Source organism: Argonema antarcticum A004/B2 (assembly GCF_023333585.1).
Lineage (GTDB): Bacteria > Cyanobacteriota > Cyanobacteriia > Cyanobacteriales > Aerosakkonemataceae > Argonema > Argonema antarcticum.
Map to the genome: position 1 here is coordinate 1 of NZ_JAIQZN010000065.1, position 17,453 is coordinate 17,453.

Here is a 17,453-nt window from a genome sequence, read left to right on the forward strand (position 1 = left end):
GCTATGGTTTTCACACCAAGTAAGCTTTAGCAACCCGCACCAATCAAGCGTTTCTCTAGCTTATCATGATTGCCGCGTTCTCCAGTCAAAACTTGAAAAATCTAGATAATTCTAGATTTTTAGGCTACTGCTTTAAACCCCTGACCGATTTACCAATTACCAATTACCAATTACCAATGAGCATTTTTAAGAGTTTCTTTATAGGTGGGTTTGAATGTTCCACCCATCGCTTGCGTAACGGAAAACGTCTCGACCTAGTTGCAGCTACCGAACACGATCGGTTTCTTGCTGCTGACTACAAACGCTTGCAAGAACAAGGCATATTAACTGTTCGCGAAGGCATTCGTTGGCACCTGATCGAGCCCATACCAGGAAAATACGACTTTTCCAGCGTGCTGCCCACAATCCGCACAGCGCGGGACATGGGTATGCAGGTAATCTGGGATCTCTTCCACTACGGATGGCCTGACGATCTTGATATTTTCAGTCCAGCTTTTATCGAACGTTTTGAACGTATGGTGCTTGCCTTTATGCAAGTGCTAAGTAGCGAAACTGACACAGTACCTTTTATTTGCCCTGTCAACGAGATTTCCTTCGTTTCTTGGGCAGGTGGCGATGCAGCTTATATCAATCCGTTTTGTAAAGGACGGGGAGATGAACTGAAAGCACAATTGGTGCGATCGGCGATCGCAGCCATAGAAGCAGTCTGGCATATTAATCCTAGAGCCAGAATTGTCCATATTGACCCGGCAATCAATATTATTGCCGATCCCAAAAAATTGAAAGATCGTATTCTGGCGGAGGACTACCGCTTATCGCAGTACCAAGGATGGGATATGCTGGCTGGGCGTCAACGACCCGAACTGGGCGGCAAGGAAAAATATCTGGATATTATTGGGGTGAATTATTACGATCGCAACCAGTGGATTCACAATCAAGACCCCATGAAGCTGGACGACCCCCTGTATACCCCCTTCAGGTATATGTTACAGGAGGTTTACGAACGTTACGAACGCCCTCTGTTCATAGCTGAAACGGGGACTGAGGATGATTTTCGTCCTACCTGGTTTAACTATGTATGCAGTGAGGTAGTCGCCGCCATTCAGATGGGTATTCCCATTGATGGCCTGTGTTTGTATCCGATTGTTAACCATCCGGGTTGGGATGACGATCGCCACTGCCACAATGGGCTTTGGGATTATCCTAACGAGGTAGGCGATCGCGAAATCTATGAACCTTTAGCTATTGAGTTGCAATACCAAAGACAGCAAATTGAGCCAATGCTGAGCAAGAGTTAGGACAAACCCTTAAAAAACTCGATGGATGCAGTTATCATGACGGAGTTCATAGTTGTTTTGGAAGATTACGAAGGGCGCATAGCACCAATGCGCGATCGCCTCAACGAGTCTTTCTCAAAATGGTCGCACGTATTCTTCGACAATGCCCCGGATATGATAGAGTGGCTCTCAAACCACTTGCACGACTGCATCCTCATCAGTCTCGATCACGATCTAGGCCCCAACAGAAAACATAATGGGGAAGTATTTGACCCTGGAATTGGTCGTGATGTAGTAGATTATTTAGCATCAAAACCTGCACAATGCCCTGTAATTATTCACTCTTCCAACAGTATTGCTGCCATTGGGATGGAAATGGCTCTCAGTTACGGCCATTGGACAGCTGAAAGAGTGATTCCCTTCCATAACTTGGAATGGATTGACAGCGATTGGGCTTTTGCGATCGCCAGATTATTGGAAACCAAAGATAGAGAAAATCTGAATGAACTGGATATTTTAAATTTGATGGGTACAGCGAGCGCTGACAAAATTCGTGGTATTATTTACGGTCAAGCAATTGGCGATGCTTTGGGTTTAGGGACAGAAGGTTTATCAAAATCCCAAGTTGGAGAATATTATCCAAATGGATTAAGGCGGTATAGTGAAATTGTGCGCGATCGGTATCGTTCGGCGTGGGTAGTAGGCGATTGGACAGATGATACCGATCAAATGTTGTGTATTCTAGATAGTCTTGTGGAAAAACAGCAAGTCGATGTCTTAGATATCGGACTGCGTTTTTATAAATGGGCATCCGCCGCTAATCCCGGCATTGGGAGAACAACTTACGAAGTGCTTTTTTCCCGCCATTTTTTCCAACCTGATGTTTATCGAAACTATTATATAGCCGCCCAAAAATTCTGGGAAGATTCCGAGCAACAAGCAGCTGCCAATGGTGGCGTAATGAGAACATCTGTATTAGGAATTTGGGAATATCCTTTTCCCGAAAAAGTGAAACAAAATGCAGAGCAAGTTTGCCAAATAACTCACTATGACCCCCGCTGCGTTGGCTCATCTGTTGCGGTTAGTTTAGCAATTAGTTACCTATTGCGCGGCGATCTTAATATTGAAGATATGATTCAAGAAATAGCACTAGAAGTAGCACCCTATTCTCCTCTAATTCAGGAGTATTTTGACAAAGCAGCAACAGAATCATTGGATGCACTTGAACTAGGGGAAGCAAACAAAATGGGGTATACTCTCAAAACAATGGCAGCAGGATTTTGGGCGCTGTCTCACGCCGCTTCTTATGAAGATGGGGTGCTGCAAATTATCCATGAAGGCGGAGACGCAGACACCAATGCAGCCGTTGCTGGTGCGTTATTAGGAGCGAGGTTTGGATATTCTAGCATTCCGCAACAGTGGGTGGAGGAGTTGGCATATAAGCAACAACTGGATAGAAAAGTAGAGCAACTAATTACTCTAGTTCAACAGTGGGAAACTACTGGCTGCTAATTACTAATGGTAGGGCAGGTTGGGTTTTCTTACCTCAACCTAACCTACTATGTCTAACTATGGACAAAAAGCGGCAAATTATAAACGAAGTGATTAAACTGGCATGATATTACTGGCTTTTCTGCCTGCATAGTTTCGTCAGGCATGATAGTTTTATCCAGCTTTGTACCAGTCAGATTGGTATTATGAAGGTTGGCTCCGCGCAAGTCAGCCCCCGTTAAATCTGCACCGCTCAAATTTGCCCAACTTAGATCTGCACCAGTCAAGTTAGCTTCAGTTAAATTAGCTTCTCCTAGCCTCGCCCCCCATAGTTTTGCTCCACTCAGATTGGCTGCAAAAAGATTTGCTCCAATCAGCGATGCTTCAATCAGTGATGCTTCTGTTAAGTCAGCTTCGCTCAAATCTGCTTCGCATAGAGACGCTGCCCATAGGTTAGCTTTATATAGTTTAGCCTTCCACAAGGAGGCAGAACAGAAATTTGCCTGCACCAAATCAGCTTCATTCAGCTTTGCTTTAAATAGATTTGCCTCCCGAAAGTCTGTTTCGCGGGCATAAGATAGAGATAAATTCGCAGAACTTAAATCTGCGTAATTCAGTAACGCTCCATTAAGATAAGCTTGGGAAAAATTTACTTGAATAAGTATGGTTCCACTAAAATTGGCTTCTTGCAAATTAAAGCCAGTAAAGTCGGCATTACTTAAGTTGGTACTATTCAAGTTAATCCGGTTGAAAGATTTCTCAGCTAGGATATTATTCAGTAAAGTTGTTTTATCCATTGTTGTTTACCGTCAAGTTTTTGAAAGTGTGTAAGTTGAACTTACATTATAGAAGTGAAAAACTGGTGAATGACTGACACTCAAAGGATTTTTGACTTTTGAATGAGTGACTTCCGCGCTTCGGCACTAGGCATACGCATCTGCGACTCTAGGTAGGGGCAAACGAGAAAGCTGGGCAGTTATACTTTCAGGAGTTGAAGCCGGACGATCGCTAAACGAAGATGTACAGCCAGATACTATTAAAACCCGATGGTCGCCAACTCACCTTATATAGCAGGTATCCTATCGAACAGGGAATTATAGCGCCCAGCCCCAGCCATGAGCCAATTCAAGCAAATCCACACCTGCGTTGGCATCCCTTACGGGGAGAATGGGTTGCTTATGCCAGTCACCGTCAAGGGCGCACCTTCATGCCACCTCCCGAATATAACCCCCTGGCACCTACCAAAGATCCTGAATTTCCCACCGAACTCCCGCAAGGACGATACGATGCCGCCGTTTTCGATAACCGCTTTCCCTCAATGGCGGTGACTGCACACCATCCGCCTGCTAGCGTTGTGGAAACTATCCCGGCAAACGGTGCCTGCGAAGTGGTAGTCTTTACTCAAGACCCGCAAGCTTCTTTAGGTTCGCTGCCACTGGAGCATCTGGAATTGATATTGCAAGTTTGGGCTGACAGAACCCGCGTATTGGGAGAAATTACCCAAATTCAGTATGTATTGCCGTTTGAGAATAAGGGTATAGAAATGGGGGTAACTTTGTTGCATCCCCACGGGCAAATTTACGCATATCCCTTTGTGCCATCAGTTCCAGCAAAGATGTTGGAGATGCAGCAGAGGTATTATCAGGAACATGGGCAGGGATTGTTAGAAGATTTGATTAAAAAGGAGATTGTAGATAATTCGCGAATTATTTATTTAGATGAAGATGCAGTTGCCTTTGTACCTGCCTGCGCCCGTTACCCCTACGAAGTTTGGGTTGCCCCGATACAGCCCGTTGCTACATTTGTGGATCTTAGCGAAAAGCAGCGTCTAGCACTTGCGAAAGCTTTAAAAACTGTTCTTCTCAAGTATGATGGTTTGTGGAATCGCCCTTTTCCTTATTTGATGGCTTGGTTCCAAGCACCTACAGATGGTAATCCGCATCCAGAAGCACACCTGCACGCAGAATTTTATCCACCTTATCGGACAAAAGATCGTTTGAAATATCTGGCGGGAACTGAATTGGCAGCAGGAATGTTTGCTAATGATGCGCTTCCAGAAGAAAAGGCGAAGGAATTGCAGGCGGTAGTCGTAAATATAGTTTCAATCCCCGATCGGGATTTAAGGTTAGATCCTGCTGCTGAAGATTGAATATTAATTATAGATGAGTTGCCATGTCCAATCAAAACGGCGGTGCCCTCATGAATGCTGTAAACGAAGAAGTATCCTCCAAGCTGGAGTTAATCCGCAACTCCGTGAGTAAGATTGGGGCGATGGGTGTCCGTTTAAAGGGCACAGATTGGTTTGCTTGGGCAACTGCTGGCGGTTCAAATACGGTGTTGCTGACAGCTGAAACGGGAATTGCGGAAGTGTTGGTAACTGCTGAGGATGCGTGGGTTTTGACTGATGAAATTGAAGCCCAGCGTTTAAAAGATGAGGAACTTCCGGCAAATTTCAAGTTGCACATCCATCCTTGGGCAGATGTTGCTGCCCGCGAATCTTTTGTGCGAGAAGTAACGGCGGGGGGAAAGATTTTAAGCGATCGCACTACTAACCAAGAAGGTTCGTTGCCTTTATCGCTTTTTAAGCACAAACGAGTAATGATGTCAAGCGAATTGGAGCGATATCGCCGCGTGGGGCGTTTAGCCAGCGAAGCTATGACAGAAGTGCTTTCAAAAGCCAAACCTACATGGACAGAATACCAGTTGGCGGGTATGGGTGCAAAGGCGTTGTGGGCGAGGGGGCTGCATCCGGCGCTGACTTTGGTAGCTGGGGAGAGGCGTTTGCCACTTTATCGTCATGCTACACCCAGCAAGGAGCCGATCGGACAAGAAGCGATGATGGTGTTTTGCGCTAGGGGATATGGTTTGTATGCAAATCTTACCCGATTTGTTTCTTTTGGTGGGATGAAACCGGAACACGCAAAATTGCACGCTTATCTCCGCGAAATTGAAGCGGAAGCGCTGAATTTGTGCCAACCTGGAACGTCTCTTAATACTATATACGATGCGTTCAAACAAGCTTATCAAAAATACGCATATCCGAATGGAATTCACGAACATCATCAGGGGGGAACTACCGGATATCTAGCGCGAGAAATTGTGGCAACTCCTGCTACTAGCGATACTCTGGCAGAAAATATGGCTGTGGCGTGGAATCCCAGTTTACCTGGTGCCAAGATTGAAGATACTTTTGTGATTCTTGAAAATGGAGAGTTGGAAAATATGACTTTCGATCCGAAATGGCCTAATGTTGAGGTTGAAGGAAGATTGCGTCCTTTACCTTTGGAGGTTGGGTAACGAAACCATGACAAACTTTGAAAAAATATTCACTGAAATACCAGAAACAGAAGCCAGTGCTACAGGACGAGTTAACTTACTTGGCGAACACACTGACTATAATGATGGCTTCGTGATGCCAACTGCTATTCCCCAAAGCACGACAGTGCAATTGGGTTTAAGCAATGATTTACAGCATCACTTTTACTCTGAAGATTTAGACGAATTGGTGACAATTTTAGAAACCAATCATACGCCGTCTGGTTTCGGCAGTTATATATTTGGCTGTCTGCAACTTTTGGAAAAAGAAGGACACAAAATACCGCCTCTGAATATATACGTTAAATCTTCCGTTCCTATAGGTTCGGGTTTGTCTAGCAGTGCTGCTTTGGAAGTGGCGACGCTGAGGGGAGTGCGATCGCGTTTCGATCTCCCTATCGATGATATCCAAATCGCGCAACTCGCACAACAAGCCGAAATTATTTATGCTGGCGTGCAATGCGGCATCATGGATCAAATGGCGTCAAGTCTAGCCGATCCCGAACATATCCTATTTTTGGACACCCGCACGCTTGAGCGTCAAGTCTTGCCTTTCCCCAGTGGTGCAGAAATTGTGGTGATGGATAGCGGTGTACCTCGTACTCTAGCAACTAGCGGATATAACCAGCGTCGCGCCGAGTGCGAAGAAGCTGCACATTTACTCAGAGTTAAAGCTTTGCGAGATATCACCGATCCGAATATGGTGGAAGAATTACCCGAACCGCTGCGGCGTCGATCTCGTCACGTTGTCACTGAGAATAACCGAGTGCTGGAAGCTTTGCAAGGAATTTCGGCACAGCGTTTCGGCGAATTGATGAATGCTTCTCACGCTAGCTTGCGCGATGATTACGAAGTTTCCGTGCCAGCATTGGATACCCTGGTGGCGATGTTGCAAGAAACTGCGGGAGTATTCGGCGCAAGACTAACTGGTGCTGGTTTTGGGGGTGCTTGCGTTGCTTTGGTAGAAGCTGGGAGGGGAAATGCGATCGCAATAGACGTACTCCAACGATACAACAGCGCCGGGAACAACGGACGCATCCTAGTTCCACAAGTCACTTAGTCTATCAGTAACAAACAAAGAATTGACATTTTGTATGGTTTAGTTATAACATTAAGAATAACTAAACCAGATTAATCTGGGAAATATTTGTATGAGCGAAGCATTCGGGCAGGAAATTTATTTTAACCGCAGATGAAGACAGATGAACGCAGATAAACGCAGATAAGAATAAGAACACAAATTTTTTAGGTAACCAATGCGTAATGACTAATAGACCTCTCCAGAAATTAAAGGTGCGTTGCCTAGAACCCTTGTAGAGACGTTGCATGCAACGTCTCTACATTCTTTTTTGGAGAAGTCTAATAACTAATGAGCAAAAACGCCGTGTGCCCAACCAAGGTGGTTAGGCACACAAGAACGGAATTATCGGATTTTTCAAGTATCGATCGTCAAGAAACTAGACGAAGAGTGAACAGTTAACTAACTAGGGTGGACAATTATTGCAGCCTTCTATGACGGCTTTTCGCATTATTTTGTCTTACCAGACAGTTGGTTTGGCTTTGCTCTAGAACTAAGAGCGTTGCGCCACTTAATGGGTATGCCTTTTATTTTTGCTGCAACTGGGTCTTTGACCGGGGATACCTTGTCTTGACCCTTTGGGTTGTTTTTTTGGTATCCAATATCAAATTAACATGGCATCTATTGAGTGGGTACAGGTTTTTACGGAAATTTACGAGTCTTTACACTACTTAGTCATTGGTCATTGGTCATTAAGTAGGTGGGTATAATTAAACGTAAAACTGCCAGGCCCTTAGAAACCCGGTTTCTTGGAGAAACCCGGTTTCTTGGAGTTCAGTTTATTTACGCCCACCTACTTAGTCATTAGAAACTCTTGCCAATACCCATTCCCAATCCCTATTTCTTTTGACTTTTGACTTTTGACTTTTGACTTCTCCGAGTCCCCGCATTTTCAACAAAATGTAAAAATTAGAATGTTGACTGACACGATTCCCATATAGATCCATGCCTTCCTCTCCCCAGTACCTCAGCGGTAACGAAATTCGCCAAACATTCCTAGACTTCTTTGCCCAGCGGGGGCATCAAATCCTGCCCAGTGCCTCCCTAGTGCCAGAAGACCCGACAGTGCTGCTGACGATCGCTGGGATGTTACCATTTAAGCCCATCTTTCTCGGACAGAGAACACCAGAATTTCCCCGCGCCACCACGTCTCAGAAGTGTATACGCACCAACGATATCGAGAACGTTGGTAGGACGGCGAGACACCACACTTTCTTCGAGATGCTGGGTAACTTCAGCTTTGGAGATTATTTTAAAGAACAAGCGATCGCGTGGGCATGGGAACTGTCAACCAAAACCTTTGGATTGGCCCCAGAACGCCTCATCGTCAGCGTCTTCGAGTCAGATGACGATGCTTTTGCAATTTGGAGAGACAAAATCGGTATCCCAGCGCATCGCATCCAACGCATGGGAGAGGCGGACAACTTCTGGGTGTCTGGCCCCACCGGCCCTTGTGGCCCTTGTTCGGAAATGTATTACGATTTCCACCCAGAACGGGGCGACGACAACATCGATCTAGAAGATGGCACCCGCTTTATCGAATTCTACAACTTGGTGTTCATGCAGTACAATCGGGATGCCAACGGCGCACTGACGCCGCTACAAAACCAGAACATCGACACCGGGATGGGTTTGGAGAGGATGGCGCAAATCCTCCAAAAAGTACCGAATAACTACGAAACAGATTTGATTTTCCCGATTATCAAAACGGCGGCTGAAATTGCTGGCATTGATTACAACCAAGCTGATGAGAAAACCAAAGTTTCTCTCAAAGTGATTGGCGACCACGTTCGCGCAGTCGTCCACATGATCGCCGATGAAATTCGGGCATCAAATGTGGGTCGCGGTTATGTGTTACGCAGGTTAATTCGTCGCGTTGTGCGTCACGGGCGACTGATTGGAATTGAGGGAGAATTTACGACTAAAGTAGCCCAGAGTGCGATCGCACTTTCGGAATCTGCTTATCCCAACGTGCGACAACGGGAAGCGCAAATCAAAGCAGAACTGCAAAGAGAAGAATCTCGCTTCCTCAAAACGCTGGAACGCGGCGAAAAACTGCTGGAAGAAATTCTCGATCGCGTCAAACAGCAAGGGAAAACGCAAATCGACGGACGCGATGCCTTTACTCTTTACGATACTTACGGTTTTCCAGTAGAACTAACTGAAGAAGTTGCCGAAGAACACGGACTTACTGTAGATAAAATCGGCTACGCAGCGGCGATGGAAGAACAAACGCAGCGTGCTAGGGAAGCCCATGAAACTATCGATTTAACTGTACAAGGTTCTCTCGATAAATTAGCCGAAAATATCCAAGTTACTCAATTTTTGGGTTATAGCCAACCAGTCAGCCAAAGCGTCGTCGAAGCCATACTCGTAAACGGCAAATCGGGAGAAGAAGCGGAAGCAGGAACACAGGTGCAAATCGTCCTAGATAAGACGCCATTTTATGCGGAATCGGGCGGACAAATAGGCGATCGCGGTTACATTAGTGGCGATGACATTTTAATCCGAATTGAAGATGTCAAAAAAGAATCGGATTTCTTCGTACACTTCGGACGCATCGAACGCGGTACGTTGCGCGTTGGGGATACCGTTACCGCCCAAATCGATCGCTCTTGTCGTCGTCGCGTGCAAGCTAATCATACCGCAACCCACTTATTGCAAGCCGCGTTGAAGAAAATAGTCGATGATTCGATATCGCAAGCGGGTTCGTTGGTAGCCTTTGACAGACTGCGTTTTGACTTCAACTGTCCTCGCGCATTAACAGGGGAAGAAGTGCAACAAGTTGAGGAACAAGTTAATACTTGGATAGCGGAAGCACACGCTGCTAAAGTAGAAGTTTTACCGCTAGCTGAAGCAAAGGCAAAAGGTGCGATCGCTATGTTCGGCGAAAAATACGGCGACGAAGTGCGAGTGCTGGATTTCCCCGGCGTTTCGATGGAACTTTGCGGCGGAACTCATGTCAGCAACACCGCTGAAATAGGCGTTTTCAAGATTATTTCCGAATCGGGTGTAGCTTCGGGAGTAAGACGCATTGAAGCCGTGGCGGGGCCATCTGTTTTGGAATACTTGAACGTGCGAGATAAAGTGGTGAAAGAGCTTAGCGCCATTTTTAAAGCCAAACCGGAAGAATTGCCCGATCGCATCAATAATCTCCAAACCGAACTAAAATCAACCCAGAAACAATTAGACGCACTGAAAGCAGAACTTGCGATCGCCAAATCCGACCAATTCCTATCACAAGTCGAAACAGTTGGCGATTACAAAATCCTCGTTGCACAGCTGGGAGACGTTGACGCCGAATCCCTCAAAACAGCAGCAGAAAGATTACAGCAAAAACTCGGCAATGCTGCTGTAGTGTTAGCGTCAGTTCCCGAAGCACAAAAAGTGAATTTTATAGCACTTTTTAGTCCTGATGTCAACAAAAAAGGGTTACAAGCTGGAAAATTTATTGGTGCGATCGCTAAAATTTGCGGAGGCGGCGGCGGCGGACGACCCAACCTAGCTCAAGCTGGCGGACGCGACCCCAGCAAGTTACAAGAAGCCTTAGAATTAGCTCGCACGCAGTTACTTGAGGGTTTGCAGGCGTAAATTTGGACATTGCTAATCCCTGACAATAACTTTTGGGTGAGTTACACTGCGTTAACGCACCCAACTTTTTTTTGCAACGAGTAGCTCAGGGTTTGGCCGTATTTTAAATTAAATTCATCTACAACCTCAAACCTTAAATTTGAAATTACCTTCACTAATTTCATGAAACTGCGTCAAAAGACACTGCTGGTTATTGGTCTAAGCCTCGTAGGGCTAGTTGGGGTTTTGTATGCCACCGCATACATCCATCTCATGAAGCATACCCACGACTTGGAGGTAGATTATACTACCCAGGGAGTGAAACGCGCCTTAGATGCCTTGGATGAGGATGTTAGCAACTTGAGTATCGTGGTTCGTCAGTTAGGTGCTTGGGACGACACCTACAACTTCATGGTAGATTCCAACAACCGCTATCTCAAAACGAATCTTTCTAATCAGACTTTCGCCGATTTTAGGCTTAACACAACTGTATTAATCAACACTTCCGGTCGATGGGTCTTCAAAAAAGGCTTCGATTTAAAGTATAATAAAGAGATTCTCGTATCAAAGGGACTGCAAGAGCATTTGAAGGCTAAGAGTCTTTTGCTACAACACACTACACCAAAAAGCAGTCATAAGGGAATCGTCTTGTTGCCGGAAGGACTCTTGCTGATTGCTTCCCATCCTGTCGTCACCAACAAATTCGACAGCCCAATTCACGGCACCTTGGTCATGGGACGCTACCTAGACGCTGAGGAAATTCAGCGTTTAGCCACTCTGACCCAGTTATCTATAAGTATCCATCCTTTAAATAATGTACAGCTACCTCCCAACTTACAGGCAATGAGTAGCGCTCTGGCAGAAAAAGAGAAGCAAGAGGTGGTGGGAGAAATCCCAAATCCGAAATCCGAAATCCAAAATGGGGAGATTCTCGTCCGACCGCTAGATGAAAATGCGATCGCAGGTTATACCATCCTGAAGGATATCTACGGCAAACCCGCTTTACTAATGGAAGTGAAATTTCCGAGAATTATTTACAATCAAGGAAAAGCTAGCCTAATTTATCTCCTCTTCTCACTCTTGGGAGCAGGGTTTGTGTTTGGTATAGGCAATCTATTGTTATTAGAAAAAATGGTTTTATCGCGGTTGGCTCGTCTCAGCGATGGAGTCAAAAGCATTGGTAAAAGCGGCGATCTTTCCTTGCGCGTATCCAGTGCTGGAGAAGATGAATTGTCCAGTCTTGGAAGAACAATTAACTGGATGCTAGAAACATTAGAATCTTCTTTAAAACAACTCAAATCAGAACAAGAAAAAGCCGAACACCTACTGTTAAATATCTTGCCATCGGCAATTGCAGAGCGGTTGAAAAAAGAAGAATCTATCATTGCCGATAGCTTCGCAGAAGCTACCGTTCTATTTGCTGACATCGTTGGTTTTACCAAACTGGCAGCTCGGACATCTCCGGTTGAACTGGTAAGCTTACTTAACCAAATATTTTCGGCATTTGACCGACTGGTTGAACTACATGGGTTGGAAAAAATTAAAACAATAGGCGATGCTTATATGGTGGTTGGAGGTTTGCCTACACCAAGGCCCGATCACGCCGTAGCGGTCGCTGAAATGGCCATTGATATGCAGGAGGCAATCAAGCAATTCAACGTTGCAAATAATGTGGATTTCAGTATCCGAATTGGCATCAACACCGGGCCTGTTGTCGCCGGAGTCATAGGTATCAAAAAGTTTATCTACGATTTGTGGGGTGACACTGTTAACACTGCTAGCCGCATGGAATCTCACGGTTTGGCAGGCTGTATTCAAATGACAGAAGCAACTTACAAGTGTTTAAAGGACAAGTTCGATTTTGAAAACCGGGGTGTAATCCAGGTAAAAGGGAAAGGAGACATGACCGTTTATCTACTCCTTGCCAAGAAAGCTATAGCTAGGGGCTAGGAAAGTCAAAAGTCAAAAGTCAAAAGTCAAAAAAAAGAAAATTCGGCTCTTCGATGCTTACTATGCTATGGCAGAGGGGCAGGGGTAAGAGGGACAGAGGGACAGAGGGGAGGGGGTAAGAGGGGCAGAGGGGAGGGGGTAAGAGGGGAAAAGAAATAAAAATGTTCTGATTATGAACAAAAACATTACAACTCCGAAACAGCCAGAATTTCAGGAATCATCTCATTTGTCTTTGTAGCTGTAGGTAACTTATCAGCAGACTCAACAAATATGAACTTTTCCTGGTTAAAATCCTCAAAGAAAGGCTGGATTTTTGCTTTTTGGTTCTACTTTGCTGTTTTAATCACAATATCTATCTCAGCATACTTGAAAGTTCTCCCCGTTAAATCCTCTACCATCCCTTATTACGATACGATCGGGCATTTTATATTGTTAGGTATGGCTGCTTTCTTCGGTCATCTAGCCCTAAGCAAACGAAAAATTTCTGTCTGGTCTATTTCAATACCGCTGGCTCCACTTCTAGTGGCAATTTGTTGCATAGCTGATGAGCTGCTCCAGACACTTTCACCTAACCGAAGTGCTAGTTTTTACGATCTAGCGGCTGACTGGGTGGGCATCGCGATCTTTTATTTATTAGCAGAACGAGTAAAATTGAAAAAGTCACTAGGTGAGGAAAAACTATGAAATGTCCTGCTTGTGAAAATCAGTTAACCCAGATAGTTGCTGGAAGTATAACGGTTGATGGTTGTGAAGGTGGTTGCGGCGGAGTTTGGTTTGACAGATTTGAACTTCAAAAGGTTGACGAACCACACGAGTCAGCTGGGGAAATTCTTCTGGAAATTCCCAAAAATGAACAAATAAAGGTCGATGAAGCTAAAAAGCGGCGTTGTCCCAGGTGCATAAATGTTGTGATGATGCGCCACTTTTTTAGCGTTAAAAGACAGGTTTTAGTTGATGAATGTCCTAAGTGTGGAGGTTTTTGGTTAGACAGTGGGGAATTGGCTAAAATCAGGAGTGAGTTTAGTTCTGAGACAGCTAAAGAAGCGGCGGCAGAACAATATTTTTCCGAAATTTTACAGGAATACGGAATGGAAAGTTGACCAGTAAACAAAGATGGGGGAAAGCTGCGATCGCCAAATTCATAAAATATCGCTCAACTAAATAAACTGTTCGGAAATTTTGCTTGCTTTGTTCCAGCTACTATGTTATGTAGTTTGGATTTAGGGCATTACTTGTAATCGGTAAAAGTCTTTAAATGTTCGGTAGCGTGAACCATGAAATCCGATGAGAATTGTCATAATTTCGCTCAAAGTCAAGCGCGTTTTTGGTCGGCTTTGACCCACTACTTCTGGTAACAACAATAGTTTTATATGTGACGTGAATGCAACTTTTGGGCTGGCTCGAGCCAGTCCCAAAAGTCGCTTGTTTGTGGCTCGAGCCAGTCCCAAAAGTCGCTTGTTTGTGGCTCGAGCCAGCCCAAAAGTCGCTTGTTTGTCGCTCGAGCCCTCCATCGAACTCACGTGGGTAAAGGAAAGTGGGGGAGGAAAACACCTTCAAAAGGTTGCTGGATAAGCGAGATAAAACTGATAGAAATATATTGCCAAAAAACATAAATTTGGTTTCTTGCGAGTCAATTATGCTGTAGGGACACGGCATCAGAAAATCATGTCTCTCATCCAAAATTTTAATTACGCCGTGTCCCTACAAAAATGTTCTCGGCACACCATGATAATTCCTCTAGACCCAGAAACCCCATTTCTAATGGTGAATACTTTTAATAAAGGGATAGACTCAAGTTAAATCCAGGTAATACATTTTCACCCGATAATTCTGTGGGAAGATTTCGCACTTCCACATCTTGTCCTTGGCGATAAATTTCTACTTGTTGCTGTTGGGGATTAATCAACCATCCCAATTGCACTCCTGCATCCATATATTCCCGCATTTTGTCACGCAACATTTCTAAATCGTCTGTTGCTGACCTTAATTCTATGATAAAATCGGGTGCGATCGGGGGAAATTTGCGCCTTTGTTCGGGAGTGAGTGCTTCCCAACGTTCCCTGCGAATCCAAGCGGCATCTGGAGAACGATCGGCACTATTGGGCAACTTAAATATAGTTGAGGAACTGAAGGTAAAACCGAGTCGCGTTTGCCGATTCCAGATTCCCAAATCGATAATTAAGTCGGCTTCTCGATTGCCGCTTTCTCCTCCCACGGGTGACATAATAATTAATTCTCCTTTGGCAGTACGTTCAAATTTAAACTCGCGGTTATTTTGACAGATCTCGTAGAACTGTTCGTCTGTCAGGTGAACGGTGTCTAGGTTTAATGTTAAAGCACTCATAATTTTACACCTAGCCTGAATAGCCATAAAAAATATATCATATCAAGTCCGGTGGCATCGTTAGTACATGAGTGATATCGTCAAATTGTCTGTTGTCATCGTTGGTTACATTTTTACCGCAGATGTAGGCGCTTCGCCTGACCGTAGGGTAGACAGATGAACGCTCCGGAACGCAGATAAGAATAATGACCAGAATTTTTTAGGTAACCGATGCGTAAGGACATGATATCATTCTACTCCTTGCTTGAGAACGCCATACTGGTGCGGTTATACAACCAGATATCAAAGCGGATTTGGTATCGGTAGGTTAAGCTACTCTATGCAAGTCGCTAAGTTGTAGTTGTACCTTGAGTAAGTTACTTTTTGAAGAATATCAGCCGCTAGCTGCGATCGCAACCACCCCCACCGCAGCTAAACGCCTATTGCCTCTCACTCAGTCGGTTGGTGCAACCCTCTGGGTGCCAGAATCCCTAACGGGAATAGAGGGCACGCAGGTTTACAACGGTTCCCTGAAAGATCATTTGACTAATATATGGCAGGAAAACCGGGGTTTTATGTTCTGTTTGGCGACTGGTGCGGTTGTGCGGTTGATTGCACCTCTGCTGGAGAATAAATCTCGCGATCCCGCCGTGGTAGTTATTGATGAAGCGGGTAAATTTGTCATCAGCTTGTGTAGCGGACACCAAGGCGGCGCTGATAAACTGGCAAATGCGATCGCACTCCAACTCAACGTCACACCAGTGATCACAGGTGCTTCTGCCGGATTGGGATTACCCGCCGTAGATATTTTAGGGGTTCCTTTTGGTTGGCATAAAGGTGACGGAGATTGGACGAAAGTAGCTGCTGCAATCTCCAGAGGCGAACCAGTACAAGTAATTCAAGAAGTCGGTTCTATTTTGTGGCAATCTCATCTTCCCGAAGAACATCCATTTCATTTTGGATTTCCAGAATATAGCGCTACAACTAAAGAGGAATCTATCTCGTCAAAAGCTAGAATTTGGATTAGTTTTACGCAGCGACAATTCGCACCAGAATCGGATTTGCCAAAAGTGCAATGGCATCCCAGAGTATTGTGGGTAGGGATAGGATGCGAACGAGGAACGCCGAAACAACTAATAGAAAAATCGATCGAACAAGTTTTTCTGGCGAATCATTTGGCTTTGGGTGCGATCGCAGGTATTGCTACGATTGATATTAAAGCCGATGAAGTGGGATTAGTGGAAATTTGTCAAGAAAACAAATGGCCTTTACGCACTTTTTTACCCGAAGTGCTGCGTTCCGTTACCGTTCCCAATCCTTCAGCGGTGGTAGAAGCAGAAGTAGGTACTCCCAGCGTAGCCGAAGCTGCTGCTTTATGTGCGGCAGAAAACGATCGTCTTTTAATTCCCAAACATATTTTCTGCTTTGATTCTGAAGGAAAACCAATCCAAAATCCCCAATCTAAAATTCCAAATCGCATGGGTGCAGTCACAATAGCTATTGCCCTAGCGGAAAAAGAATATACCGATCGCAGCGGTAAATTATTCCTAATTGGGACTGGCCCAGGACAATTAAATCAGATGACGCCAGCAGCGCAAACTGCGGTTAACCAAGCAGATGTTGCGATCGGTTATTCTCTCTATATCGATTTGATTTCTCCTCTGTTGCGTCCCGGTCAAATTGTCGAAGCTTTACCGATTACTCAGGAAGTGCAAAGAGCAAAACGTGCGATCGAACTTGCGAATTGGGGATTAACTGTAGCGGTTGTCTCTTCTGGAGATTGCGGCATCTACGGAATGGCTGGTTTAGTAATGGAGGAACTACAAGCACAAGGTTGGGATGGTAAAATTCCTGGGGTGCAAGTGTTTCCTGGCATTACTGCATTGCAATCCGCTGCATCTCGCGTGGGTGCGCCTTTGATGCACGACTTCTGTGCAATTAGTTTAAGCGATTTGCTCACACCTTGGGAAGTAATTGAGCGCAGACTACGCGCGGCGGCGATGGCAGATTTTGTCACGGCTTTGTATAATCCAAAATCGAAAACCAGAACCGAACAAATTGCGATCGCGCAAGCTATTTTCTTGCAATACCGCGATCCTAATACACCAGTTGCACTTGTCAGAGATGCCTATCGCCAAGATGAGCAGATAACTCTCACTAAACTGGATAAAATGCTGGAAGAGTGCATCGATATGCTGACAACTGTTATAATTGGTAATTCCAATACTCGCACCCACGCCGAATGGATGATTACTCCACGCGGTTACAAAATAAGCAAAGTCATTAGTCAGTAGTCATTGGTCATTAGTCATTAGCTTTGTAGGTTGGGTTGAGGTACGAAACCAAACAAATGCGTTGGGTTTCGCTTCACAAGGGCTAAACCTACAAAGAAATGGCGAAGGTATTATCATGAAATAAGTATGTAATTATAACCGCTTTATTATTAAAA

The 17,453-nt window shown here is 44.9% G+C and carries 12 protein-coding genes and 1 pseudogene; 10 read left to right on the forward strand and 3 right to left on the reverse strand.

What is annotated here, in order from left to right; translation table 11 throughout:
• Window positions 1–176: 176 nt before the first annotated feature.
• Together LAY57_RS23845 and LAY57_RS23850 are read left to right on the forward strand one after the other, a co-directional pair.
• Window positions 177–1,298, forward strand: a complete 1,122-nt coding sequence (locus LAY57_RS23845; protein ID WP_249069594.1) for a glycoside hydrolase family protein — start codon at window positions 177–179, stop codon at window positions 1,296–1,298.
• Window positions 1,299–1,334: 36 nt separating this feature from the next.
• Window positions 1,335–2,789, forward strand: a complete 1,455-nt coding sequence (locus LAY57_RS23850) for an ADP-ribosylglycohydrolase family protein (RefSeq protein ID WP_249069595.1) — start codon at window positions 1,335–1,337, stop codon at window positions 2,787–2,789.
• A gap of 53 nt (window positions 2,790–2,842) precedes the next feature.
• Here the strand turns inward: LAY57_RS23850 and LAY57_RS23855 are convergent, their stop codons facing one another.
• Entirely contained in the window at window positions 2,843–3,565 is a 723-nt protein-coding gene (locus LAY57_RS23855; RefSeq protein ID WP_249069596.1) for a pentapeptide repeat-containing protein, read from the reverse strand.
• A gap of 221 nt (window positions 3,566–3,786) precedes the next feature.
• Here LAY57_RS23855 and galT point away from each other — a divergent pair, with 221 nt between their 5' ends.
• The 7 genes from galT to LAY57_RS23890 all read left to right on the forward strand — a co-directional run bounded on the left by galT (window position 3,787) and on the right by LAY57_RS23890 (window position 13,781).
• Window positions 3,787–4,917, forward strand: a complete 1,131-nt coding sequence (galT, locus tag LAY57_RS23860; protein WP_249069597.1) for a galactose-1-phosphate uridylyltransferase — start codon at window positions 3,787–3,789, stop codon at window positions 4,915–4,917.
• 23 nt (window positions 4,918–4,940) lie between these two features.
• Entirely contained in the window at window positions 4,941–6,065 is a 1,125-nt protein-coding gene (locus LAY57_RS23865) for a M24 family metallopeptidase (protein ID WP_249069598.1), read from the forward strand.
• Between the two features lie 7 nt (window positions 6,066–6,072).
• Complete coding sequence (gene galK / locus LAY57_RS23870) at window positions 6,073–7,143, forward strand: galactokinase (RefSeq protein ID WP_249069599.1); 1,071 nt, start codon at window positions 6,073–6,075, stop codon at window positions 7,141–7,143.
• 963 nt (window positions 7,144–8,106) lie between these two features.
• Window positions 8,107–10,752, forward strand: a complete 2,646-nt coding sequence (alaS, locus tag LAY57_RS23875; RefSeq protein ID WP_249069600.1) for an alanine--tRNA ligase — start codon at window positions 8,107–8,109, stop codon at window positions 10,750–10,752.
• 162 nt (window positions 10,753–10,914) lie between these two features.
• Complete coding sequence (locus LAY57_RS23880; RefSeq protein WP_249069601.1) at window positions 10,915–12,681, forward strand: adenylate/guanylate cyclase domain-containing protein; 1,767 nt, start codon at window positions 10,915–10,917, stop codon at window positions 12,679–12,681.
• A gap of 270 nt (window positions 12,682–12,951) precedes the next feature.
• Window positions 12,952–13,365, forward strand: coding sequence for a VanZ family protein (locus LAY57_RS23885; RefSeq protein WP_249069602.1), 414 nt, complete (start codon window positions 12,952–12,954; stop codon window positions 13,363–13,365).
• The gene (locus tag LAY57_RS23890; protein WP_249069603.1) at window positions 13,362–13,781 is read left to right on the forward strand and encodes a TFIIB-type zinc ribbon-containing protein; all 420 of its coding nucleotides are present in this window, start codon (window positions 13,362–13,364) and stop codon (window positions 13,779–13,781) included. Before LAY57_RS23885 ends, LAY57_RS23890 begins: the two co-directional genes overlap by 4 nt.
• 126 nt (window positions 13,782–13,907) lie before the next feature.
• Here the strand turns inward: LAY57_RS23890 and LAY57_RS36610 are convergent.
• Together LAY57_RS36610 and LAY57_RS23895 are read right to left on the reverse strand one after the other, a co-directional pair.
• A pseudogene (locus tag LAY57_RS36610) lies at window positions 13,908–14,042 on the reverse strand (IS982 family transposase); the annotation flags it as partial.
• 413 nt (window positions 14,043–14,455) lie between these two features.
• Window positions 14,456–15,025: a Uma2 family endonuclease gene (locus LAY57_RS23895; protein ID WP_249069604.1), complete on the reverse strand. Its 570-nt coding sequence runs from the start codon at window positions 15,023–15,025 to the stop codon at window positions 14,456–14,458.
• 347 nt (window positions 15,026–15,372) lie between these two features.
• On the opposite strand from LAY57_RS23895, the gene cobJ reads away from it, so the two are divergent.
• Window positions 15,373–17,298 carry a precorrin-3B C(17)-methyltransferase gene (gene cobJ, locus LAY57_RS23900; RefSeq protein WP_249069605.1) on the forward strand — a complete coding sequence of 642 codons (1,926 nt, stop codon included), beginning with the start codon at window positions 15,373–15,375 and terminating at the stop codon, window positions 17,296–17,298.
• The last annotated feature ends 155 nt before the right edge of the window (window positions 17,299–17,453 follow it).